Origin of the sequence: Bacillus sp. MSP13 (assembly GCF_000815295.1) — a bacterium.
GTDB classification, from domain to species: Bacteria; Bacillota; Bacilli; order Bacillales; family Bacillaceae; genus Bacillus; species Bacillus vallismortis.
Map to the genome: position 1 here is coordinate 253,059 of NZ_JXAQ01000011.1, position 23,363 is coordinate 276,421.

Sequence of the window (23,363 nt, forward strand, 5' to 3'; positions counted from 1 at the left end):
ATGAGTACAGTCTTATTAGAAACCAAAAGTCTTACAAAAAGGTTTGGCAAAGAAACAGCTGTTTCAAATGTTTCATTAACTGTTCAAAAAAACAGCATTTACGGTCTTCTGGGACCAAATGGAGCTGGAAAATCGACAACCCTAAAAATTTTAACGGGAATTTTACGTAAAACATCAGGTGAGGTTTTCTTTGACGGACATAAATGGAAACGATCTGATCTGCAAAATATCGGATCGTTAATAGAATCTCCGCCTCTTTACGATAATTTAACAGCATTTGAAAATGTGAAAGTACATGCCACGCTGCTCGGCCTTCCCGAAGATCGCATCCACAGTGTGCTAAAGACTGTGGATATGCTGCATGCTGGGAAGAAAAGAGCAGGGCAGTTTTCGATGGGAATGAGGCAGCGGCTTGGAATTGCAATCGCCCTATTAAATCACCCTACATTATTAATTCTTGATGAACCTACGAACGGGTTAGATCCAATAGGAATACAGGAACTTAGAGACCTTATTCGCTCATTTCCTCAGGAGGGAATCACGGTCATTTTATCTAGTCACATTCTTTCAGAAGTAGAGCAAATTGCAGACCATATCGGCATTATCGTCGGCGGTCATCTCGGGTATGAGGGGAAAATAAACGAGGCGGATGATTTGGAGCACTTATTTATGGAAGTGGTAAAGGCAAGCCGTGAAAAAGAAGGTGTCAAAAGATGATAAATTATATAAAAGCCGAAAACCTAAAGTTTAAGAGGACGTTTTCTAGAAAAATGATTATCTTTGTACCTCTTCTTAATATAGGTTTTTCTTTTTTAATGAACGTTCAGTTTTTTGTATCAGGTACTTATAACTGGTGGTCTATTTTGTTTATGCCGGTAATGATTGCTTTATTTTGTTCTTTATCTCATCAAAAAGAAAAAAAGGCCTCCGATTATAATGGGACGTATTCATTGCCTATAAATCTGGGGAAAGTATGGTATGCTAAAATTATCATTATTGTCATTTATTCTCTATTATCTCAGATTGTATTTTTGATTTTTATGTTACTCATGGGATTCGTTATCGCTGATTTTGCCATTATTACGCTTTCTACAATCGCTGCAAGCTTGTTGCTTTGGTTAACAAGTCTTTGGCAGATACCACTCTGTTTATTTGTGGCAAAAAAGTGGGGGTTGACAATAGCGGTCATGTTAAATCTGATAGGAACATTCATTCTGGGCATTATGCCGGCCTCTCGTTCCTTTTGGTGGTTCATACCGTGGAGCTGGCCAATTCGAATGATGGCTCCAACTATTGGTATTCACCCTAATGGCCTGCTGCTTGAGAATAATGATCCTTTATTGAGTTGGCTGGTCGTCCCTCCTGCTATAGTGATTTCTATTCTGTTATTTTTGCTACTGGCATTTTTCACTAGCCGTTCATTTGCTCCTTCCAGCGATTACAGAACAAAAAAGCAGGGGGCGATGTAAGGTGAGATTGCTTTTGAGGTGTTTACAAGCTGATTTCCAGAAAACCAAGCACACCTCCTTTATGTGGTTGCATTTTATTATTCCTATCGTTTGTTCATGCGTATTGATCCTCTATTTTTATGGGAGAGATCAAAGCCAATTTCACTTGTATAAGTCTTTTATGGAAGCGATTGGAGTAGCATTGCCGCTGCTCATCGGGGTGCTGTGCGGAATGACTGCAACCTTAGAAGAACAGGCGGGGAAATTTCATGTGTTACTAGGGAGCACAGCTCCGAAAGTGATTGCTTATGTCAGTAAATTGTTCATGCTGCTTATCATGGAGGTTTTCTCTATTGGTTTAGCGCTATTGATCTATTTCATAGGGCTAAAGTTTATTTTAAACGTGCCGGATTTGTCTTACGATATGTTTATAATGGGTGGTGCCTGGCTAGTTGCGGGCAGTGTAGTCCTATATTGTATTTACTTTTTTATCAGCTGTATGTTTGGAATGGGAGCTTCTGTCCTGATAGGAGGAGCGGGCCTGCTCATGACAGCTCTAATGAACACTGGACTAGGCGATGCGATATGGAAATATAACCCGTGGGCTTGGGGGATTAGATTGTCAGATTTACATGGATTACTTCACTTTAAAGAAGTAAATCAAGGGAATCACCCTTTGTTAATGCATGAAATACATTCAGGTGTATTGATCATGGTTTTTGGTATAATATGTACAATGATTGCCAGTCTTATTTGGTTTAGTAAATGGGAAGGCAGAAAAACATTTGAATAGTATGAGGGGGCCGGGAAATGGCAAAAATCCTTGCTGTCGATGATGAAAAAGATATTCTTGTCCTGATACAAAATATTCTGCGCCGTGACCAGCATCAAGTTGACATTTTAGATCATGTTCATGGACAGCCGCCCGAGTTATTTCAAGGATATGATTTAATTTTGCTAGATGTAATGATGCCGGATATTGATGGATTTGAGTTATGTGAACAAATACGGCCTTTGGTTGATTGTCCCATTTTATTCCTCACGGCTAAAACGGAAGAGGAAGCGATAGTAAAAGGGCTTATTACCGGCGGAGATGATTATATTACAAAGCCGTTCGGCGTTAAAGAGCTTAGTGCCCGAGTGAATGCTCACTTAAGAAGGGAACAGAGAGATAAACACCAATCGAAGAGAGTGATCTCCGGTTTTTTATTTGATTTTGATAGTAAAGAGGTATTTATCAATAACAACAAACTCAACCTAACAAAAAATGAATATAAAATCTGTGAATTTTTAGCTCAACATAAAGGGAGAACATTTTCGAGAGAACAAATTTACGAGGAGATATATGGATTAGAGGGGAATGCCTTGTATTCAACCATTACTGAATTTATCAGAACGATTCGAAAAAAATGTAAAGAGCATCATGCAGATCCCATCAAAACAGTATGGGGCGTTGGGTACAAATGGGAATAGGTGTGAAGAGCCGGAAAACGCTTCTTAGAGAACTGGTAAAGTATATGGTGACCCTATGTGTGAGCTTGGTCGTGCTTGCACTGCTATATATTTTTGTGAATACGATCGCGATGAACACAGGTTTCTCACACCCAGCGAATTATAATGAACGGGAAGCGGAAAAACTTGCGCCGAAGCTGGAAACCATCGACAAAGTAACTGCCGATATGATTCCTGATACAATGTCATATGCCATCCTTGACAAAGAAACAAAACAAAAAACGGCTGGAACTATTCAAGAAAAAGATCTGCAGCTGGTCAAAAAAAAGATTGAAAAAAAACCGTATGTCAATTATAAGCAAAAAGGATATATGGTGATTGATAGAGGTAATGAATATTGTGTTTTGCAGTATTCATTACGGGCCGATTTCGGTTCGCCTTTACTAAGAAAATACCTTCCTAATTATGAATTAACGAGTATTTGTATTTTGATTATCTTGCTCATTATAGTGATTTCTATTATAACAACTTACTTTGCGAATCGGTTAAGAAAGCATTTTGAGACATTGAACGTCATCACCCGATATATAAAAGAGCAAAATTTACAATTCACTCCCGAATTTACACATATTAAGGAATTCGATGATGTGATTGATTCTTTGATTGAAATGAGAGATGCACTTCAGTCCTCACTTGAGGCACAGTGGCGTTTAGAAAAAAACAAAAAAGAACAAATAGGCGCTTTGGCGCATGACATCAAGATTCCAATTACGATTATTAAGGGAAATGCCGAATTACTCAGCTTGTCAAAACAAAACGAAGAACAAGCTGAGTATACAAAGTATATCCTTGGAGCAGGAAATCAAATTGAACAATATATGTATCAGCTTATTCACCTATCGAAAACGGAGGATTCCTTAACGATTCATTTTGAGAAAGCATCTGTAGAGAAGCTGACAGAAACGTTACAGAAAGATATATCCGCCTATAAAGGAAATAAAAAAATAAACATATCGTTCAAAAAAGAACATTTATTGAAAGAAGCGCAAATAGACCGGCAATTGTTACATAGGGCATTATTGAATATCTTAACAAACGCAGTTGACTATACACCGGAAGGCGGAACCGTCTCAGTGCATGCAAAATGCGATTCTGAGTCTTTTTATTTTTTTGTGAGAGATACAGGAAGCGGATTTTCGGAAATAGCATTAAAAAAAGCAACAGAACTCTTTTACATGGATGATAAGAGCCGCCATGCTAAAGGACATTATGGAATGGGATTGACGTTTGCTAAAAATGCAGTGAACCTTCACAGCGGAGAACTTGCTCTTGGAAATACGAAAGCGGGTGGAGGAGAGGTTCGAGTCAAAATCCCCTTAATAAGGAATAAACCCACGCCCTAACGGGACGTGGGTTATTTTTAAATGGTGAACTGATCCATCTTCTCATTGAGCTCCTTCGCCAGCTGCTCAAGCTCTTCGGCATTCTGGAGCACTTGGTCCATAGAGTGGGCGGATTGCTCGGTAATTGAAAATGTTTCTTCAATGCCGGCGGCCGACTCTTCAGATACAGAAGCGATATTTTCGATCGATTGATTGATGGTAATCGATTGGTTTGTTAATTGCTTCAGGCCATTCGTTACTTCCTTAATGCTTTCTGCGACGTTGGTGACGGAATGCTTGATTTGCTGCATAGCCTGTCCGGTGTCTGTCAGGTTTTCTGTTCCTTTTTCGACTTCTGTAAAGCTGCTTTCTAAATACTTGATGACAGCGTGGATTTCCTGCTGTGTGCCGCCTACAATCCGGGTAATATCCTGCACGGAATCAGAAACGCCGTCAGCCAGCTTTCTGACCTCCTCTGCCACAACGGCGAAGCCTTTGCCGCTTTCTCCCGCGCGGGCAGCTTCAATCGCGGCGTTTAGTGACAGCAAATTCGTTTGCTCGGCAATGCCATTGATGACCTGAACGAGCTTGTTGATATCCTGGGAATGCTGTTCCAGCGATTTCACTTTATGAACGGCTTCCTGAACGATATGATGGATCGTCTTCATTTGCTGCAATGACGTAGCCATATTTTCATTTCCGCTTACCGCGAGTCCGAGAACATTTTGAGACGTATCGCTGATGGTCATGCCGTGATTATAGGCTTTGTCAATGTTTTCGGTGAACTCGTTCATCGATTCGGCAATCGTCACGGCGTCTTGGGCCTGCTGTTCAGAGCCCTCTGCCATTTCGTTCATCGTTTCGGTAATATGTTTGCTGCCGGATCTCGTTTCATTTGTAGCTGTTGTCAGTACTTGTGAAGAGGAAAGAACCCGGCTTGAGATTTCCTTTGAGTACCCGACGATATCTCTCAGATTGCCTACCATTTTTTGCAGTGCTTCGTTCAGATCGCCCAGCTCGTCTTTTGAGTTGAGCGGCTCTATGTCATTCGACAGATTTCCTACAGCAATTTCATTCGCGGATTCCTTCATGCGAATGATCGGTTTCACAATGCTGCGATTGATATATAACCAAATCATAACACTGATAACAATGGAAGCTGTTAGAAGGACAGCCGAATAAATGAGTCCTTTATGATAAGCGTCCTTGGCTTGTTTCACAGCTGTGTTGCTGCCTTCTTTATTCAGTTCAACAAGCTGGGTGATTGTTGTTTTTAAATCCTCATATTCAGCTTCAGTCTGCGTCAGCAGCCCTCTTGCTTTATCCATATCATTGGTGCGGCCGCTCTCTACAATCTGCTCATGAATCGCAGCATATGCGTCCACTTCAGCTGTGAGTTCTTCGAAAAGCTTTCGTTCTTTGCTGCTATTACTGAAAATTGTTTTTTCATAGTTATCGAGCGTTTGATTGAGCTCGTTGAGGATTTGGCTCATCTCTTTTTCAAGCGTATCCATTTTCTCTTTCTCTGTATAAATGAGAAAGTCTTTTTCTTTCGAAGAGAGGTGTTCCGTCAAATAATTAACGGATGTAATTTGCTTAATTCCATCGATCCATCGTGTGTTGATTTCATCTGTCTTTTGAATGATATGCTGCATATTAAAAGCGCCTATTCCGCCTATCAGTAAATTGATCAAGATCAGTGTCAAAAATACCAGGCTAAATTTGCGGGAAATCGTCAATCGCATATACGTGTTCTCCTTTATAAGTACTGTGATGTACTATATATCGGCAGATAAATTGATTTTTCATCTGGAAATAAATAAAAATAAAAAACGGATATCTCATATCGAGATGATCCGTTTTTACTATTCATCAGTGAAAGGAAGGGTCAATCCAATCCGTCGCCCATTTCGAAATCTCACCCAAAATGGGGGCTAGCGCTTTTCCTTTATCGGTCAATGAATATTCGATGCGAACCGGAGTTTCGGGGATGACATCCCGCTTCACCACTCCTTCAAGCTCAAGTTCTTTCAGCCGTTCTGACAGAACTCTGCCGCTTAGATTTGGAAGTGCTGCTTCAATTTCGCTAAATCGCTGCGATCCGTTCAAGAGCTGAAATACGATCAAAGCGACCCAGCGTTTACTCAAGATGTCGACTGCTTTTTCAAATCTAGGACACATTTCTGATTGGTTCATACTTTTCACCTCGTCTGTCACTATTATAACGCAAATGACGAGCGAGGGTATCCAAGCGTGATTGATAAAATGCACGAAGAGAGATACAGGAGATTATGAAGAAGAGGTTCGTTTTTTTGCTTCCGAGGCTAAAAAATCGAAGTATTTGCTGAGATGTTCAATATCCTGTTTGGAGAGATATCCCCATTTTTGGCTATTGAAAATCGGGAGGTGCTTCACTCCGCGAGTGACAGCCGTCTGATAAATGCCATAAACGGATTGATAGCTTTCCGAAGCTTCGCGGATTTCTTCTGGAAAGGCCCGAATATGTCCTGCTGCCGTCATCAGGTTTTCGTAGGGCACTTTCAATACGGCCGCCAGTTTTTTGATAGTGGCGGGTTTTGGCGTGCCCCGCTTGCCGTTTTCAATTTTTGATATGGTTGCCGAGCTGATGCCTGAGTATACCGCGAGCTGATTCACTGTCAGTTTGCGGGCGCGGCGCAGCTCCCGCAATTGCTGTCCGAACGGTGACATGGTGATCGCCTCATTTCTATCAAGGATTAGTCAGCAGAACGTTTTTTGGCTTCGTCTGAGATAAACGAAAAATAATGATCGAGCATGAGCAAATCTTCTTTATTGAGATATTGCCACTTTTCTTTTTCAAGAAGAGCTAGATTTTTCAAGCCATAGGCCTCCGCTTTTTCAAGCAGCTTGCACTTCGTTTCATAAGGAGCCCTGGCTTCATGCACTTCTTCGATGTAACCAGCCTTATACATAAGCCCTTCATAAGGAATTTTTAAGGCTTCCGCCAGTTTTTTGATGGTGGCGGGTTTGGGTACGCCCCGTTTGCCATTTTCGATTCTGGAGATGCCGGCCGCGCTTACGCCTGAATAAGTCGCCAGCTGGTTGACTGTTAATTTTCTCTCTTCTCGCAATGACCGCAATTGTTCGCCAAAGCTTTCCATGTAACTCACCCCGTTCCTCACTGTTACTCATATTTTAGTATGTTTATTGACTAAAGGGAATAGGTAGGCTGGAAATGTATTGACAAAAGTTAACATAAGCCGTAATGTAAAAGTATAGAAAAAAGTTTCCCAGGAATGGAAGGTGAGGAAAGTGCCAGTAGAAAAGATACAGATTAGACGTGATTATGTCTTGCAGTATATGGTCAATAACGATTACTCCCTTAATCAGCTTGCGCTGGAAATCGGGGTCTCACCCGCCACACTGAGCCGCGTGCTGAATGGAGAAAGGCGGCCGGGACAGCTTGTGATCGGTAAAATGCTTCATTATTTTAACTTGAAATTTGAGGATCTTTTTTACTATGATTTCATTGACAAAAGTCAATAGATGGCAGGAAACGCAAGGAGACCAAGCGTTTTCTATCCCTATGAATGATGTGTCAACACAAAGCCTGTCACCAGTTCATTGCATGTTTTCCATTGTTTTGTCGGCAGTTGATGCCCCTGATATTCCAACCTGAAAAATTCGGCATGGCTGCAAGCTTTGCGGTAATAGCTTGAGGCAGGAAAGGTCCAGTCCCGCAGGCCGCCATACATAAACAGCATTGGCATGTGTAATTGAGGCAACTGTTCAATGCAGTTGTAACGGAGCGAATCCTGATAATATTGATGCCAATGGACAAGGTCCGCTTTTTTCATATGGCCTGTTAATAGATGTCGAATTTCTTTGTTTTTTGTGTGGCTGACAGCAAGGATGTTGATGAGCAAACCGGCGTTTTTCTCGAGCAAATACATTCCCGTCTTGTGAATCTTCTCTCCGATTACGTGATGAACAGCGGGGTAAGCGCCGGAGAGAACAAGATGAGATATTTTGTCCGGGTGGGTAAAGCCGATATGCTGGGCGATTAACCCGCCGGCGGAATACCCGAATAATACAGCCTTATCCATGTGAAGAGCGTCCATGAATTGCACAATCTCGTTCGCATAATAAGAGATGGAGGCTGGCTGATCCGCGTGATCACTGTCGCCGTGGCCGCTTAAATCGGGAAAAATCACCCTGAAATGCTCGGAGAGAAGGCGCTGATAATAAAAAACCTTACGTCCCATGCCCGGCGGGTGAATAAAAATAATAGGAATTCCTTGTCCATATTCCTCGTAATAAAGGTGTTTTCTGCTGGCTATGCTGATAAGGGGCATTGTTTTTCTCCTTTTGACCTTTTCATATGCATAGGGTAACCAAGATTATACGTCTTATCCCGCCTTTTGGCGTTTGATACAGCGTGACATGCCAATCCTTTTCATGTAAAATAGAAGTAATGTAGGCCAGTGAGTCTGGAGGTGTATGGGATGCACGCGGTTTTGATTACCTTATTGGTTATCGTCAGCATTGCACTTATTATTGTCGTTTTGCTTCAATCCAGTAAAAGTGCCGGATTATCTGGTGCGATTTCAGGCGGAGCGGAGCAGCTCTTCGGGAAACAAAAAGCAAGAGGTCTTGATTTGATTTTGCACCGCATCACGGTTGTGCTGGCAGTCTTGTTTTTCGTGTTAACGATTGCGCTTGCTTATATCCTATAGGGCAATGTTTGTATAAGGTCTGATGTGAAGTCAGGCCTTTTTCACGTTTCTGGTGATATTCAGAGCGTTTTTTTCTGGGCAAACTGTGGAAAACTAAAATGATCGTGCAGATAGAAAGGAAGACTGAGCATGAAAGTTGTGACACCAAAACCATTTACATTTAAAGGCGGAGATAAAGCGGTGCTGTTGCTGCACGGCTTTACAGGAAATACGGCGGATGTCAGAATGCTGGGGCGTTACTTAAATGAACGGGGCTATACGTGCCATGCGCCTCAATATGAAGGACACGGCGTCCCTCCTGAAGAATTAGTACATACGGGGCCAGAAGACTGGTGGAAAAACGTCATGGACGGCTATGAATACTTAACATCTGAAGGTTATGAGAACATTGCTGCCTGCGGACTGTCGCTTGGCGGGGTTTTTTCGCTGAAATTGGGTTACACTGTACCCATAAAGGGAATTGTCCCAATGTGCGCGCCAATGCATATTAAGAGTGAAGAGGTCATGTACCAGGGCGTCCTTTCATACGCTCGCAATTACAAAAAATTCGAGGGGAAAAGCCCGGAGCAAATTGAAGAGGAAATGAAGGAATTCGAAAAAACGCCGATGAATACGCTCAAGGCACTGCAAAACTTAATTGCTGATGTGCGGAACAATGTCGATATGATTTATTCACCGACATTTGTGGTTCAGGCTCGACATGATCACATGATTAATACCGAAAGCGCCAATATCATTTACAACGAAGTGGAAACTGATGATAAACACCTGAAATGGTACGAGGAGTCAGGCCATGTCATTACGCTAGACAAAGAACGAGACCTCGTCCATCAGGATGTGTATGAATTTTTAGAGAAGCTCGATTGGTAATCAACAGGAGGTTGAATAATGGAAAAAGAAGCATTTATGGATAAGCTTCTCTCGTTTATGAAGGAAGAGGCGTACAAGCCTCTGACTGTTCAGGAACTAGAGGAGATGTTAAATATTACGGAAGCCGAGGAGTTTAAAGAACTCGTCAAAGCGTTAGTCGCCTTGGAAGACAAAGGGCTTATCGTACGAACGAGAAGCGACCGCTACGGGATTCCGGAGAAGATGAATTTAATAAAAGGAAAGATCTCAGCACATGCAAAGGGATTCGCCTTTTTGCTGCCAGAGGATACGTCGTTAAGCGATGTGTTTATTCCGCCTAATGAGCTGAATACGGCAATGAATGGTGATATCGTCATGGTTCGCTTGAATTCACAGTCAAGCGGCTCCAGACAGGAAGGGACCGTCATCCGCATTTTAGAAAGAGCGATTCAGCGGGTTGTCGGTACGTATACTGAAACAAGAAACTTCGGCTTTGTTGTTCCGGATGATAAAAAAATCACGAGTGACATTTTTATCCCGAAAAATGGGAAAAACGGTGCGGCGGAAGGGCATAAGGTTGTTGTCAAGCTGACAAGCTATCCTGAAGGCCGCATGAACGCAGAGGGCGAGATTGAAACCATTCTCGGCCACAAAAATGACCCGGGCATCGATATTTTATCGGTGATTCATAAGCACGGCCTGCCGGGAGAATTTCCTGCAGATGCCATGGAACAGGCATCAAGTACGCCTGACACCATTGACGAAAAAGACCTGAAAGACCGCCGCGATCTTCGTGACCAGGTGATTGTCACCATTGACGGGGCGGACGCGAAGGATTTGGATGATGCAGTTACAGTGACAAAGCTTGATGACGGAAGCTATAAGCTTGGCGTGCACATTGCCGATGTCAGCCATTACGTAACCGAAAACTCCCCGATTGACAAAGAAGCGCTTGAAAGAGGGACGAGTGTGTATTTGGTTGACCGTGTCATCCCAATGATTCCGCATAGACTGTCAAACGGAATCTGTTCCTTAAATCCAAAGGTTGACCGCTTGACCCTATCTTGTGAAATGACCATTAACAGCCAAGGGCAGGTCACGGAGCACGAGATCTTCCAAAGTGTCATCAAAACAACAGAAAGAATGACGTATTCAGATGTGAATCAAATTCTTGTTGACGATGATGAAGAGCTGAAACAAAAATACGAGCCGCTTGTTTCCATGTTCAAAGACATGGAGCGCCTGGCTCAAATTCTGCGTGATAAGCGGATGAACCGCGGCGCCGTTGATTTTGATTTTAAAGAAGCAAAGGTGCTTGTTGATGAAGAAGGAGCGGTGAAAGACGTTGTCATCAGAGAACGCTCAGTCGCCGAGAAGCTGATTGAAGAATTTATGCTCGTGGCGAACGAAACAGTAGCGGAGCATTTCCATTGGATGAACGTACCGTTTATATATCGGATTCACGAAGAGCCGAATGCCGAAAAACTGCAAAAGTTTTTAGAATTCGTCACGACATTTGGCTATGTGGTGAAAGGAACCGCGGGAGATATTCATCCGCGCGCGCTGCAAAGCGTTCTGGACGCTGTGCGTGACAAACCTGAAGAAACAGTGATATCCACTGTCATGCTCCGTTCGATGAAACAGGCGAAATACGACCCGCAAAGCTTAGGGCACTTCGGTCTGTCAACGGAATTCTATACGCACTTCACATCGCCGATCCGCCGTTATCCAGACTTAATCGTTCACCGTCTGATCCGAACGTATTTAATCAACGGCAAAGTCGATGAAGCGACACAGGAAAAGTGGGCTGAACGCCTGCCGGATATCGCCGAACATACATCATCAATGGAGCGCCGGGCAGTTGACGCCGAGCGTGAAACGGATGATCTGAAAAAAGCGGAATACATGCTTGATAAAATCGGTGAAGAGTTTGACGGCATGATCAGTTCCGTGACAAACTTCGGAATGTTCGTCGAGCTGCCGAATACAATCGAAGGGCTCGTCCACGTCAGCTTTATGACCGATGACTACTACCGCTTTGACGAGCAGCATTTTGCAATGATCGGCGAGCGGACAGGCAACGTCTTCCGCATTGGAGATGAAATCACGGTCAAGGTGGTCGATGTCAATAAAGACGAGCGCAATATTGATTTTGAAATCGTCGGCATGAAAGGCTCTCCGCGTCGTCCTAAGGAACTGGACAGCAGCCGGGGCAGAAAACGCGGAAAGCCTGCCAGAAAACGCGTCCAAAGCACCAATTCGCCTGTTTCTCCAGCTCCATCTGAGGAAAAAGGGGAATGGTTCACGAAGCCGAAGCCGAAAAAGAAAAAACGCGGTTTTCAAAACGCGCCGAAACAGAAACGGAAAAAGAAGAAATAACAGCTCAACCAGCAAATAGGGCCGCGGCGCTCTATTTGCTTTCTTTCGGAAACAGCTTTTCATTGTAGAGGTACGTGACATTTGGTAAAATAGAGCGTATCGCAAAAGGTGGACAGTTTTTCCTTAGAGAGAGGAGGTTCTGGCATGCCAAAAGGGTCAGGAAAAGTATTATCTCAAAATAAGAAAGCCAATCACGATTATTTTATAGAAGAAACTTATGAAACAGGCATCGTTCTGCAAGGAACCGAAATTAAATCGATTCGCGCCGGCCGCGTAAACCTTAAGGATTCCTTTGCCAAAATCGAACGGGGAGAAGTGTTTCTCCACAATATGCACGTCAGCCCGTACGAACAGGGAAACCGCTACAACCATGATCCGCTTCGGACGAGAAAGCTGTTAATGCATCGCAAGGAGATTAACAAGCTGATCGGTCTAACAAAGGAAAAAGGCTATTCTCTCGTTCCGTTGAAGCTGTATTTGAAAAACGGCTTTGCCAAAGTGCTTCTCGGCCTTGGAAAAGGGAAGAAGAACTATGACAAACGGGAAGACCTGAAGCGCAAGGACGCGAAGCGGGAAATCGAAAGAGCGTTCAGAGATAGTCAAAAAGGCTTCTAAAGGCATAGTGCTTGATTCAAAAATCAGGCCTGTGCTATACTGTGTTCACGATCAGATCGCAACGCTGCTTTTTTTCAAGGATTTGACAATTGAAAAGCGCCGTGATCATGTTATAATAAGACTATAGCCAGTTTGAGTGAGAGCTTGATATTTTCTCCCGTATTTCCCTTATCACAAGGGGACGTTACGGATTCGACAGGGATGGATCGAGCTTGAGCTGCGAGCCGAGAGGCGATCTCGTAAACACGCATCTAAATATAACTGGCAAAACTAACAGTTTTAACCAAAACGTAGCATTAGCTGCCTAATAAGCGCAGCGAGCTCTTCCTGACATTGCCTATGTGTCTGTGAAGAGCACATCCAAGTAGGCTACGCTTGCGTTCCCGTCTGAGAACGTAAGAAGAGATGAACAGACTAGCTCTCGGAAGGCCCGCCCGCAGGCAAGAAGATGAGTGAAACTACAAATATGCAGGCTACGCTCGTAGACGCTTAAGTAATCGATGTTTCTGGACGTGGGTTCGACTCCCACCGTCTCCATACATACTTTGAAACCGCAGTGCTATCAAGGCTTTTAAAGCTTTCGAGGGCACTGCGGTTTTTTCGTTGAGTCAGTCAATTGTACTGGTCGCTATGCTAAAAAGAACCAAAACCCTATAATCTGATGTAACCGGTGCTGTCTTTTTAGCGCTTTTTTTGTCTTTTCATTGCTCTAGCTCCGGTTTCGGCACTACAGTCCCGGGGTTGAAATCTGTTACAGCAAATCGGGAGGCACTAAATATAAGGCGGCAGAAAAGCTGTTTATCAAGTTTGTGGCGCAGCTATTTAAAGAACGCGGCTGGGGGATTGATCGTGTACGAAAGGATCAAGACTGGAACGGCAAGTATTGCCCGCACCGTATTTTGTCAGAGGGAAGATGGGCACAAGTGAAGGCCGCCATTGCTGCAGAATTAGAACGCCTTGGTGGTAAAAAAGCACCTTCTCCTACGAAAACGAAAACAAAGGCTAACGGGGCGACGTACACCGTGAAGAAAGGTGATGCTCTTTCTGTCATTGCACAGAAAACAGGCGTAAGTATGGCAACCCTGCAAAGGTTGAACGGTATCAAGAATCCGAACTTGATAAAGGTCGGCCAAGTATTAAAGCTCACAGGTTCAAGCGCTTCAAGCACTAAACCAAGCAGTGAAAAAACGTCATATGCACTGCCTTCCGGAGTTATTAAAGTGACAAGTCCGATGACGAAAGGAACGAAAGTCAGACAGGTTCAAAACGCTCTGGCGGCTCTTTATTTCTATCCAGATAAAGGAGCAAAGAATAACGGTATCGACGGGGTATATGGTCCGAAAACAGCAAACGCGGTCAAACGGTTCCAGTCAGTAAGTGGCCTGACTGCTGACGGCATTTATGGACCAGCTACTAAAGCGAAAATTGAAGAAAAATTGAAGTAATAAAAGGTCCCTTGAAAATTCAAGGGGCCTTTTATGGATTATAAAGTTTTAATATTCTTTTCTATTTTTTGAATAACTTGTTCGAGCCATACTAATGGAGATACTCCGTAACTACGAATGTCCACTCCATCAGCAGCTTCATCGATAAAATCATTCTTTTCTTCATCCGAATAATCACTGTTAATAAAATCTTTTAATGCTGCTATATCAGTTTCTTGCTCTTCTTTTGGAATCTCTTCTAAGTATTCGTCCAGTGCTGATTCTGGAGTTTCTATATCTTGATGAAAAATACCTCCTAGAAATTGAAATACAGGTTCGGAAATGTTTGTATCTATCATGGTATCACCTCGTTGGGTAGCCAGTTAATATAAAGCTACCATCTTTGTTCTTTTTCAATATAATTTTAGCATTAGTTAAATCAGTAATTGTATCTTCTCCCTTTGGTATTCCTCTTCCTAAAACTTCATTCCCTTTATAAGAGAGTACTAAAGGCTTTTTCACATCACTATTTAACCATTTTTCTATTTTTACTTTATTATTAGTGAGAGCGCTATTAGCAACTCTTTCTGCAGTTGCTCTATCTTTAAATGATGATGAACCGGATATCTTCTTGTTACTCATTTTGCTCTTATCAAGTCTTTGAATTAGTTCTTCGTCGGTCTTCCCAACGTGTCTTTCAATAAGATGCCCGCCTTTTGCTTCATGAGCAGCTAACCCTCCACCAGGTGCGAGAGGGGTACTATCACCTTGTTTGACATTACCTATACCCATGTTGTTAGAACGTTCAGATCTTCTCAGAACACTCTCTTTTTTATCTTCAATCATACTTTTTAATAGAGGCGTATTTTTTGCGTTATACGTATTCTCGACGTCTTGTGCAATCCCCACAAGTGCAAGATCATTCTTATTTTTAACGAAAGAATTGAAATAAGATTTGCCTTTGTTTATCCCTTTATTGACATGAGCAGCGGCTGATCCACCTTCAACCACTTTGCCTACTTTAGAAAGTTTGCTCGTGGTTTGCACTGCGGAACCCGCACCTTTTGTGCCAACGATATTTCCTGCCACATAACTGATATAATGCCCTTTTTCGTATGCATTGCCATTTATCATTTTATCATTCCATGAGTCGGCAAGGTTTGTCCAGATGATTTTTGAATAAGAAGGTACGCTCAATACGGTTGTAATTGTTTTTGCGAGTTTTAGTTCGGTAGGGAGCTGCGAATAGTCCCATGCGCCCACAACCAAGTCTTTGACGCCATATATCGTATCGTCAATCGCATCGTTAATTCCATCATTAACCCCATCGACGAAATCAATTACTGTCTTACCGGCATTGATTACACTTTCACCGACGTCCTTCAGCTGTTTTGCTTGTTCCAGCTGCACTGCGTACTGGAGCTGTTCAGGGGTAAGGTTCTCATATCCGACCTTCTTGGCAATGTCTAAGTATTCATCCGGATCCGTCACTCCGTCAGCTAGCTTCTTTTTCAGCTCTTTGATTTCTCGTTCTTTCGCTTCATCTTTCTTGATCTTCAAATAGGCTTCAGTCTGTTTCGAGATATCGCCTTTTTTCTTATGTATGTCACTTTCTCGATACGCTTTGGCATTGTACTGGATAGGGGAAGCATTTTTGCCTTTGCCTGTGGATTCCTCAAGCTTTTGGAAGTCCTTCTTGATGAATTGCTCGTTAGGCTCTGACTGGGCATATTCAGAAACAAGTGCTTCGTCCACGCTGTCTAGTTTATTGACTGTTTTTTTGCGATGGTTCTCCGCATCGGCGAGATCGTCTTTGAAGTTTTCCGTTGAGAACAAATCAAGCGGAAGGATATCGTCGATATCATGTAAGATGTCTTTCATCGCTTTCTTTTGTTCAGACATAATCGATTTTGATTTTGTGTAGGCGTTAGCCAGCTCGTGTGCTAAGAAGGATTCTTCTATATATGCATCAGATAAGCTGGCGTCCTCTAGAGTGCCTGAAATGCTTGTCAAGAAAGCAATTCTCATATCAAGTAAGTCAATCCAATTGTCAGCTACACCTGCGTGGTCTTGATAAAATGCTTTAATGTTGTTGGCGCCTTTGCCGGAAAACTCGCTGTCATCTAAATCAGCTACAGTTTTGAAGGCTTTCTGTAGATTGACCATCTGGCTTCTTAACTCTTTGTATTCCTTTGCACGTCTATCTGCTTCTGAATACAGTGTTTTGGCTTCAAATACTTTCATGTTCATATCCTTTCGTTTCAATAGCCCCAACAAGATATTACCATGGAAAAATGAAGAAATAGACAGCGATGTGATTCAAAAGTGTGAAATGAATCATTTGATCTGTGTCAATTTTCCTATTTAACTTATTTGTTTGAGAACCGATGACGCAGTGAAACGCTTCTAACTAATTTAAGTCTAACGGTATTTACGGGCCAGCTACAAAAGCAAAACTTGAAGCGAAATTAAAATAAAATAAACCCATTCTGTTGGAAACGATGCTGAATTCGCTGTATCCCGGTGAAAACCTGACTGTTCAAGAAGCTGAGGCGCGTTTTATGAAAGAACATCGGCCGACATCCATCATTCAAAGACTGATCCGTCCGGAGGAAATCGCCCACTTCGTTACACTTTTAAGCAGCCCGCTTTCCTCCGCGATCAATGGCGAGCTTCGGGCGGACGGCGGTTTGGTCCGCAGTGTCTACACCTCTTCCTGAGGAGAATTTTTTTGTGAAAACCTTTGTATTCAGAAAAGTGAAACGATATAATATGTAATATATTGCATATTATCTATCAGGAGGGTGCGCATTGGCGACTCAAAAACAACGGATATACGGTTTTTTTATGGTCATAGTCGGAGCAGCATTTTGGGGTTTATCGGGGACGGCTGCCCAGCATTTGTTTGAAACAAGTGATGTGTCGGTGGAGTGGCTTGTCACCGTGCGTTTGCTTTTATCAGGTGTGCTTCTGTTGATGATGATATGTGCCGGCAAAAACAGACGTGCTGTGTGGGGGATATGGAAGGATCAGAAATCGGCTATCCAGCTGATCGTTTTCGGGATTGCTGGCATGCTGGGCGTTCAGTATACATTTTTAGCTTCGATCGGAACCGGAAATGCTGCTGTGGCTACGCTGTTACAGTATTTAGCGCCTGTTTTGATTATGCTGTTTTTGCTTGTGACCCGGAAGAACTCCTTTCAGATAGCGGATATGTTCGCGCTTGTGCTGGCTTTGGGAGGCACTTTTTTACTGCTGACCAACGGCAGTGTCAATCAATTAACCGTCTCGTCTTTATCTGTGATATGGGGATTGCTTTCTGCCGCGGCTTTGGCCTTTTATACGCTGTACTCCAGCTCTCTTTTGAAAAAGTGGGGTTCTGCTCTCGTGGTTGGCTGGGGAATGCTGATCGGAGGCATTGGCATGAGCTTCATCCATCCACCATGGGACGTTGATATGCAGGGATGGACAGTGTCTGCGAGCTTATTAGTCGGTTTTATTGTGATCTTCGGAACGCTATTGGGTTTTTATATGTATTTGACAAGCTTGAAATACTTATTCCCGCAAGAAGCGAGCATGCTTGGGTGCACTGAGCCGGTTGCTGCAGTGGCATCCTCCATTCTGTGGCTCGGCGTGCCCTTCGGATTATATCAAGCGCTAGGGGCGGCGTGTATTTTGGTGATGATTTTTGTTTTATCGCAAAAGAAGAGCGCCGGCAAAACAGCGGCGGTAAAAAAACAAACCAATATTCAGAGGTGATGCTCTTATGCCAATCCCGTCAAATATCTCGAAGCCTGTCAGACAAACTGCTAAAACGATTGCATTGGAACAAATTCAAAAATGGATCGTGGAAGGCATTCTTGCTCCCGGAGAAAAAATCAACGATGACGAGTTAGCGAAAGCGCTTGGCGTCAGCAGAACGCCGGTTAGAGAAGCTCTGCAATTATTGGCTGTACAAGGCTTTGTTGAAATGTCACCGGGAAGAGAAACAAGAATCTCACAAATTGAAAAAAACGATGTATTTAAGGTGTATCCGCCAATGGCGGCTCTCCAGTCCACCGCTGTCGAGCTGGCAATGGAAAACATCCAGCCATCCCATTTGGAAGATATGGCTGCGATCAATCAGCAAATGAAGATGGCGATTGACCGAAATGAAATCTATGAAGTGCTTGGGTTTGATAAAGCGTTTCATGATGTCATGATTGATACGGCCGATAATGAATATATCCGCAATTTCACATCCGTTCTTCATATGCATATTCTTCGGCTCGAATATCTTTTTTTTAAATCACCGCAAAATTCGATTGAAGAACATGAACAAATTATTCAGGTATGTAAAGAGAAGGATCGGAAAAAAGCATCGGAGCTGACATACAGCAACTGGATCAAGCCGATTCAGGATATTTCGGATAAATTGAGGTAAAGCAGGCAGAGACAGTACGGTCTCTGCTTTTTTTGCGTTTTTTGGGCATACTAAAGCAGATAAACGGGAAGAGATCCGTATATTCATCGAAAAGGATTTTGTCAAATGAACAAAACTGCTGGGAACAATCAAAGAACTATGCCAAGCATCGTGAAGGATGCGTTTCGCATTCGCGCGACCCCATTTCCTTGGAAAAAGGCGATTGGATCAGGCGTCGCTTCAGGAATTCCTGTGCTGGTCGGCGCACTGGCGGGCCGCACGGATTATGGATTAATTGCAAGCATTGGGGGCTTTGTTTATTTATACGCGGGCGGAGAATCGTACAAAAAACGCGCTTTGAAGCTGCTTTTGGTTTCTCTTGGAATCGCCTTCTCATTTGGATTGGGGACGTTTTTGTCCGGGACGGTTTGGGGGATGGCAGCTGTCCTGGGGCTGATCGGCGCAACGGCGATGTTTATTTTTAGCGCACTCGGTATACAAGGCCCTGCGCCGATGTTTTTTGTCCTTGCTTTTTTGGTCAGCTCCGGAATGTCAGCCGATCCTTCACAAACGCTGTTCAGAGCGGGATTGACGTTTCTTGGCGGCATTTTCGCCACGGGCATCTCCTTAAGCGGCTGGCTATGGAACAAACATGGACCGGAGAGGGCGGTGCTGCAAAAAACATATCACCAGCTGGCCTCATGTCTTTCTGCGGTTGGCACGAAGGACTTTCATAACAGGCAGCATCAAACGGTGCTTATGCTCAGAACAGCCCGTCAAACCGTTCTCGGGAAAGGGAACTGGAGAAAAAAATCGCAGCATGATGAACGCTTTTTCCGCCTGCTCGAAAAAGCCGATGACATGTTCCTTGCCATTATTCATTTTTCAGCTGAAACGCCAGATGGAGAGACGGCACAAATTGAAAAAGCACTCCGACAAGCAGGAGATACGCTGGGGCATGCCCGTGATTGCAGTGCGTTTGAAATCAAGGAACATGAATCTGAGCCAAGACGGAAGCTGTTTGAAGAAATCAATGAGGCTTTGCGGATAGCATCAGGACGGTTTGATGAGCAGCTGGGCGGGGAACCGGGCCGCCTGCCAGGACCTTTTTTCTTTTTGAGAAATGCTTTTGGCTGGCAGTCTCCGGTTTTGATACGTGCGTTACAGTACGGGATCGTCCTGATTACCGCCGATCTGTTTGCTCTGGCATTCGGCTTTGCGCGTTCCTATTGGATTCCGCTTTCGGCAGCAGCGGTCATGCTTGGCGCAACTGTGGTTTTGACGCTTCACAGGGCCATTCAGCGCTCAATTGGAACCGTGATCGGTGTTGGGCTGGCAGGCGCCATTCTGTTTGTTGAGCCAGGCGGTATTTATATTGCGTTTTGTATTGCAGCGCTGCAATTTCTGCTTGAGATGCTGATTGTCCGCAATTATGCGCTGGCGGTTCCTTTTTTGACCGCAAATGCGCTTGTCATTACAGAAAGCGTGCATGGCGGCGCGAATGTGGGTTATTTTATGATAGCGAGGCTGACCGATGTAGCAGTCGGCAGCATTATCGGGCTATTGGGAACGATCCTTTTATGGAGACGGTTTTCAACGAAACGGCTGCCTGAACTGATGAGGGATGTGATCCAGCTGGAAGGGCAGTTTATGGAGAAACTGTTAACCGGCCAGAAAGCAGACGAACACAAGTTGCGGGTGGGCCTGGTCAGGCTTCGGGACGCGTATGACAAGGCGCTTGGGGATTTTCCTCAGACAAATGTGGATGAGCTCTGGCCTGCCATTTCCGGCGTTCAGCACTTAGGGTATTATTTACTCTCGGCCCAGGCTCATCATCGGCCGCCTGCTCCGTTTTCTGAAGAAGAGATCAACCTGCTGCGGTCTTTTTTTGAACAGGCTGAGAGATCCGCTTTGTTGAAAAGGATGCCGGCGGACATACAAGTGCCGCACGTTTCTTATTACCCGCGAATCAGCAAAGAGCTTTCCGCACTTTATTTAGGCTTAAAGACAGCTTTTGAAAAATGAGCTGTGTGGAAGAGTGAAAGAATCTTTGATTCAAGATATATCACTTGAAAGTAATTTTTGCTGTCCCTATAATAAAGTCTAAGAGAGACAGAATAATCATAAAGCATCTGTATGATAATAATGAATGTGTGATTTTTTAAAAACGAAAGGGCTGGTAAACATGGCAAAAGTATTGTATATTACTGCTCATCCTCATGATGAAGCAACATCTTACAGTATGGCAACAGGCAAAGCATTTATTGAATCTTACAAAGAAGCGAATCCAAATGATGAAGTTGTACATATTGATTTGTACAAAGAAAACATTCCGCACATTGACGCGGACGTTTTCAGCGGCTGGGGCAAGCTGCAATCAGGCACAGGCTTTGAAGAGCTTTCTGAAGGCGAAAAAGCAAAAGTCGGACGTCTGGGAGAGCTTAGCGATCAATTTGCGTCTGCTGACAAGTATGTGTTCGTTACTCCTTTATGGAACTTCTCATTCCCGCCTGTGATGAAAGCGTACCTTGATTCTGTTGCTGTTGCAGGAAAATCATTCAAATACACTGAACAAGGTCCTGTCGGCTTGTTAACTGATAAAAAAGCAATCCATATTCAAGCGCGCGGCGGCTACTATTCAGAGGGCCCTGCGGCTGAAATGGAAATGGGCCACCGCTACATCGGCATCATGATGAACTTCTTCGGCGTACCATCCTTCGATGGCATTTTCGTAGAGGGACATAATGCGGAGCCTGATAAAGCACAACAAATTAAAGAAGACGCGATTGCGCGCGCGAAAGAAGCAGGAAAAACGTTTTAATGAAAAGGTCTCCCCTGATCAAAAGGGGAGGCCTTTTGTTTATTGCTCAAGTATAATGGTTCGTTTTTCTTCACTGCTTTTCATCGCGGCTTCAATGATGCGGATGACATCAATTCCTTCCTCAGCGGTGACAGGCAGTGCGGCGCCTTCCCGAATGCTTTTCGCTATTTTGCGGTAATAGGTAAGATAGGAGCCGTTTGCCGAAGGGATGGTTTCTGTTTTTTTATCCTGGCCATGGATGGTTGTCAGCTGTCCGTAAAACGCCGGATCATCCGCACCCCAGCTGTCATCCTCAGGTTTACTTCCCGCCCTGAGTGCGGCTTCCTGTCCATCAATGCCGTATTTGATAAAGCTGGAATGCTGTCCATGGATTTGATAACGAGGTCCGTTTGCCGGAACGATTGATCCTCCATAAAGAATCGCTTGGAGTTTGCCGTAATCCATCATTACATGAAAATAATCAACAGCTTCGGCGTTTTCACGCTGGACCATCACGTTCGCCGTAACGGCTTTTGGCATCCCGAACAAATGCAAGGTTTGGTCTATGATGTGGGAGCCGAGATCATACAGCGTGCCGGTTGCGGCGCCTTCTTTTTCACGCCACCGCTCTTGAACCTCGGGTTTGTAGCAGTCATAGGAGACTAGATATGTATTGATTTCTTCAAGTGATTTGTCCTCAATCAGCTTTTTAATGGTTAAGAAATCATTATCCCAGCGTCTATTATGGTATACACTTAACAATACACCTTTGTCATCGGCAGCCTGCTTTAATTTTTCCCCTTCTTCAGCTGTCGCTGTCATCGGCTTTTCCATCACAACATGTTTTCCGGCCTGAATGCATGCCATAGCGTGTTCGAAATGAAGGCCGCTCGGGGTGGTGACAATGACAAGCTCAATGGCTGGGTCATTTGTTATTTCCTCAAGTTCATGCACAACGTCAGCATCCGGGAAATCCCGTTTCACTTCTTCAGTCCGCGATGTCATGACTTTGCTGATATGATACTCATCCAGAACAGCAAGCAGCGGCGCGTGAAAAACGGAACCGGACAGTCCGTACCCTAATATCCCAACCTTTATCTTATCCACTTTTCTTCTCTCCTTTAAAAGCGTTTTCACAAAAGGTATATACCCTTCTGATCAAATGGTAAAACCTAACTGATTCATTTTTTTGCCGCGCCAAGCTTAGACAACAGTTTAGACAATCAGTATAATGGGAATTATTATAAGGAACAGAGGTGTGCGCATGGAGAAGCATAACGAACATAAAGCATTAAACCATAAAAGCTCGAAGGAAAAGGATCAAATCACAAACCGGCTGAAGCGAATAGAGGGACAGGTCAGAGGCATTCAAAATATGGTGGAAAATGATAGATATTGTGTAGACATTCTGGTGCAGATTTCTGCAGTTCAGGCGGCAATGAAAAATGTGGCGCTCCATTTGCTCGAGGACCACGCCCATCATTGTGTAGCGGATGCCATTAAAAGCGGAGACGGGGAACAAGCTATTTCTGAGCTTTTGGATGTATTTAAAAAGTTCACAAAATCATAAGGCTTTTTCATTGTAATACCCTACGGGGGTATGGTAGACTGAAAACAGAAAGAATAAACTAGGAGGAATTCTTATGGAACAAAAAACATTGCATGTAGAAGGAATGTCTTGCCAGCACTGTGTTAAAGCAGTGAAAACGAGCGTAGGAGAACTGGACGGCGTCAGTGCTGTTGATGTCAATCTGGAAGCGGGAAAAGTCGATGTTTCGTTTGATGCCGGCAAAGTATCAGTCAAAGACATTGCGAATGCGATTGAAGACCAAGGCTATGATGTAGCCGATTGATTGAAGGTATCGCGCTAATGGAGGCGCGGTATTTCTTTCATTTT

General features: G+C 43.7%; 24 protein-coding genes, 1 other RNA gene and 2 pseudogenes. 19 read left to right on the plus strand and 8 right to left on the minus strand.

Going from position 1 to position 23,363, the window contains the following annotated elements:
* The 5 genes from SC79_RS13460 to SC79_RS13480 are packed head-to-tail and all read left to right on the plus strand — an operon-like array spanning nt 1 to nt 4,303.
* Nucleotides 1–717 carry a lantibiotic protection ABC transporter ATP-binding protein gene (locus tag SC79_RS13460; RefSeq protein WP_039075486.1) on the plus strand — a complete coding sequence of 239 codons (717 nt, stop codon included), beginning with the start codon at nt 1–3 and terminating at the stop codon, nt 715–717.
* Nucleotides 714–1,469 (plus strand): lantibiotic immunity ABC transporter MutE/EpiE family permease subunit, encoded by a 756-nt coding sequence (locus SC79_RS13465; RefSeq protein ID WP_039075487.1) that lies wholly within the window; start codon nt 714–716, stop codon nt 1,467–1,469. Before SC79_RS13460 ends, SC79_RS13465 begins: the two co-directional genes overlap by 4 nt.
* A gap of 1 nt (nt 1,470) precedes the next feature.
* Nucleotides 1,471–2,241: a lantibiotic immunity ABC transporter MutG family permease subunit gene (locus SC79_RS13470; RefSeq protein ID WP_039075488.1), complete on the plus strand. Its 771-nt coding sequence runs from the start codon at nt 1,471–1,473 to the stop codon at nt 2,239–2,241.
* A gap of 17 nt (nt 2,242–2,258) precedes the next feature.
* On the plus strand, nt 2,259–2,921 hold the full coding sequence (locus SC79_RS13475) for a response regulator transcription factor (RefSeq protein ID WP_039075489.1): 663 nt from the start codon (nt 2,259–2,261) through the stop codon (nt 2,919–2,921).
* Nucleotides 2,912–4,303, plus strand: coding sequence for a HAMP domain-containing histidine kinase (locus SC79_RS13480; protein WP_039075490.1), 1,392 nt, complete (start codon nt 2,912–2,914; stop codon nt 4,301–4,303). Before SC79_RS13475 ends, SC79_RS13480 begins: the two co-directional genes overlap by 10 nt.
* A gap of 17 nt (nt 4,304–4,320) precedes the next feature.
* Here SC79_RS13480 and SC79_RS13485 read toward each other — a convergent pair whose 3' ends face one another.
* The 4 genes from SC79_RS13485 to rghR all read right to left on the minus strand — a co-directional run bounded on the left by SC79_RS13485 (nt 4,321) and on the right by rghR (nt 7,422).
* Complete coding sequence (locus SC79_RS13485; protein WP_039075491.1) at nt 4,321–6,027, minus strand: methyl-accepting chemotaxis protein; 1,707 nt, start codon at nt 6,025–6,027, stop codon at nt 4,321–4,323.
* A 127-nt stretch (nt 6,028–6,154) separates the two neighbouring features.
* On the minus strand, nt 6,155–6,478 hold the full coding sequence (gene catR / locus SC79_RS13490) for a catDE operon transcriptional regulator CatR (protein ID WP_010328618.1): 324 nt from the start codon (nt 6,476–6,478) through the stop codon (nt 6,155–6,157).
* Between the two features lie 93 nt (nt 6,479–6,571).
* Nucleotides 6,572–6,991: a helix-turn-helix domain-containing protein gene (locus SC79_RS13495; protein WP_039075492.1), complete on the minus strand. Its 420-nt coding sequence runs from the start codon at nt 6,989–6,991 to the stop codon at nt 6,572–6,574.
* Between the two features lie 26 nt (nt 6,992–7,017).
* On the minus strand, nt 7,018–7,422 hold the full coding sequence (gene rghR / locus SC79_RS13500) for a transcriptional repressor RghR (RefSeq protein ID WP_010328616.1): 405 nt from the start codon (nt 7,420–7,422) through the stop codon (nt 7,018–7,020).
* A 151-nt stretch (nt 7,423–7,573) separates the two neighbouring features.
* Here rghR and SC79_RS13505 point away from each other — a divergent pair, with 151 nt between their 5' ends.
* Complete coding sequence (locus tag SC79_RS13505) at nt 7,574–7,807, plus strand: helix-turn-helix domain-containing protein (RefSeq protein ID WP_003220031.1); 234 nt, start codon at nt 7,574–7,576, stop codon at nt 7,805–7,807.
* Between the two features lie 38 nt (nt 7,808–7,845).
* Here the strand turns inward: SC79_RS13505 and SC79_RS13510 are convergent, their stop codons facing one another.
* Nucleotides 7,846–8,616, minus strand: a complete 771-nt coding sequence (locus tag SC79_RS13510; protein ID WP_039075493.1) for an alpha/beta fold hydrolase — start codon at nt 8,614–8,616, stop codon at nt 7,846–7,848.
* A 150-nt stretch (nt 8,617–8,766) separates the two neighbouring features.
* Between SC79_RS13510 and secG the strand changes: the two genes are divergently transcribed.
* From secG to SC79_RS13535, 6 genes and pseudogenes are all read left to right on the plus strand, one after another.
* Nucleotides 8,767–8,997, plus strand: coding sequence for a preprotein translocase subunit SecG (gene secG, locus SC79_RS13515; protein WP_003220028.1), 231 nt, complete (start codon nt 8,767–8,769; stop codon nt 8,995–8,997).
* Between the two features lie 129 nt (nt 8,998–9,126).
* Nucleotides 9,127–9,867 carry an alpha/beta hydrolase gene (locus SC79_RS13520; RefSeq protein WP_039075494.1) on the plus strand — a complete coding sequence of 247 codons (741 nt, stop codon included), beginning with the start codon at nt 9,127–9,129 and terminating at the stop codon, nt 9,865–9,867.
* 18 nt (nt 9,868–9,885) lie between these two features.
* A complete protein-coding gene (rnr, locus tag SC79_RS13525; RefSeq protein ID WP_039075495.1) occupies nt 9,886–12,225 on the plus strand; it encodes a ribonuclease R in 2,340 nt (779 codons plus the stop codon).
* 144 nt (nt 12,226–12,369) lie between these two features.
* Complete coding sequence (gene smpB, locus SC79_RS13530; protein WP_003220025.1) at nt 12,370–12,840, plus strand: SsrA-binding protein; 471 nt, start codon at nt 12,370–12,372, stop codon at nt 12,838–12,840.
* Between the two features lie 177 nt (nt 12,841–13,017).
* Nucleotides 13,018–13,380: a transfer-messenger RNA gene (ssrA, locus tag SC79_RS20645) on the plus strand.
* A 191-nt stretch (nt 13,381–13,571) separates the two neighbouring features.
* Nucleotides 13,572–14,285: pseudogene (locus tag SC79_RS13535) on the plus strand (peptidoglycan-binding protein); the annotation flags it as partial.
* Between the two features lie 38 nt (nt 14,286–14,323).
* Here the strand turns inward: SC79_RS13535 and SC79_RS13540 are convergent.
* On the minus strand, nt 14,324–14,623 hold the full coding sequence (locus SC79_RS13540; protein WP_039075496.1) for a contact-dependent growth inhibition system immunity protein: 300 nt from the start codon (nt 14,621–14,623) through the stop codon (nt 14,324–14,326).
* Nucleotides 14,624–14,627: 4 nt separating this feature from the next.
* Entirely contained in the window at nt 14,628–16,508 is a 1,881-nt protein-coding gene (locus SC79_RS13545) for a ribonuclease YeeF family protein (RefSeq protein WP_039075497.1), read from the minus strand.
* 248 nt (nt 16,509–16,756) lie between these two features.
* Here SC79_RS13545 and SC79_RS13550 point away from each other — a divergent pair.
* The 5 genes and pseudogenes from SC79_RS13550 to azoRB form a co-directional block, all read left to right on the plus strand.
* A pseudogene (locus tag SC79_RS13550) lies at nt 16,757–16,984 on the plus strand (SDR family NAD(P)-dependent oxidoreductase); the annotation flags it as partial.
* Between the two features lie 91 nt (nt 16,985–17,075).
* Complete coding sequence (locus SC79_RS13555; protein ID WP_039075499.1) at nt 17,076–18,023, plus strand: EamA family transporter; 948 nt, start codon at nt 17,076–17,078, stop codon at nt 18,021–18,023.
* 7 nt (nt 18,024–18,030) lie between these two features.
* Nucleotides 18,031–18,687 carry a GntR family transcriptional regulator gene (locus tag SC79_RS13560; RefSeq protein WP_039075500.1) on the plus strand — a complete coding sequence of 219 codons (657 nt, stop codon included), beginning with the start codon at nt 18,031–18,033 and terminating at the stop codon, nt 18,685–18,687.
* A 105-nt stretch (nt 18,688–18,792) separates the two neighbouring features.
* Nucleotides 18,793–20,691, plus strand: coding sequence for an FUSC family protein (locus SC79_RS13565; protein WP_039075501.1), 1,899 nt, complete (start codon nt 18,793–18,795; stop codon nt 20,689–20,691).
* Between the two features lie 160 nt (nt 20,692–20,851).
* The gene (gene azoRB, locus SC79_RS13570) at nt 20,852–21,487 is read left to right on the plus strand and encodes an FMN-dependent NADH-azoreductase AzoRB (RefSeq protein ID WP_010330091.1); all 636 of its coding nucleotides are present in this window, start codon (nt 20,852–20,854) and stop codon (nt 21,485–21,487) included.
* 39 nt (nt 21,488–21,526) lie between these two features.
* Here the strand turns inward: azoRB and SC79_RS13575 are convergent, their stop codons facing one another.
* Nucleotides 21,527–22,603 carry an oxidoreductase gene (locus SC79_RS13575; RefSeq protein ID WP_039075502.1) on the minus strand — a complete coding sequence of 359 codons (1,077 nt, stop codon included), beginning with the start codon at nt 22,601–22,603 and terminating at the stop codon, nt 21,527–21,529.
* Nucleotides 22,604–22,730: 127 nt separating this feature from the next.
* Here SC79_RS13575 and csoR point away from each other — a divergent pair, with 127 nt between their 5' ends.
* Both csoR and copZ read left to right on the plus strand, forming a co-directional pair.
* On the plus strand, nt 22,731–23,036 hold the full coding sequence (gene csoR / locus SC79_RS13580; protein ID WP_014115157.1) for a copper-sensing transcriptional repressor CsoR: 306 nt from the start codon (nt 22,731–22,733) through the stop codon (nt 23,034–23,036).
* Between the two features lie 73 nt (nt 23,037–23,109).
* On the plus strand, nt 23,110–23,319 hold the full coding sequence (copZ, locus tag SC79_RS13585; protein WP_039075503.1) for a copper chaperone CopZ: 210 nt from the start codon (nt 23,110–23,112) through the stop codon (nt 23,317–23,319).
* Nucleotides 23,320–23,363: the final 44 nt, after the last annotated feature.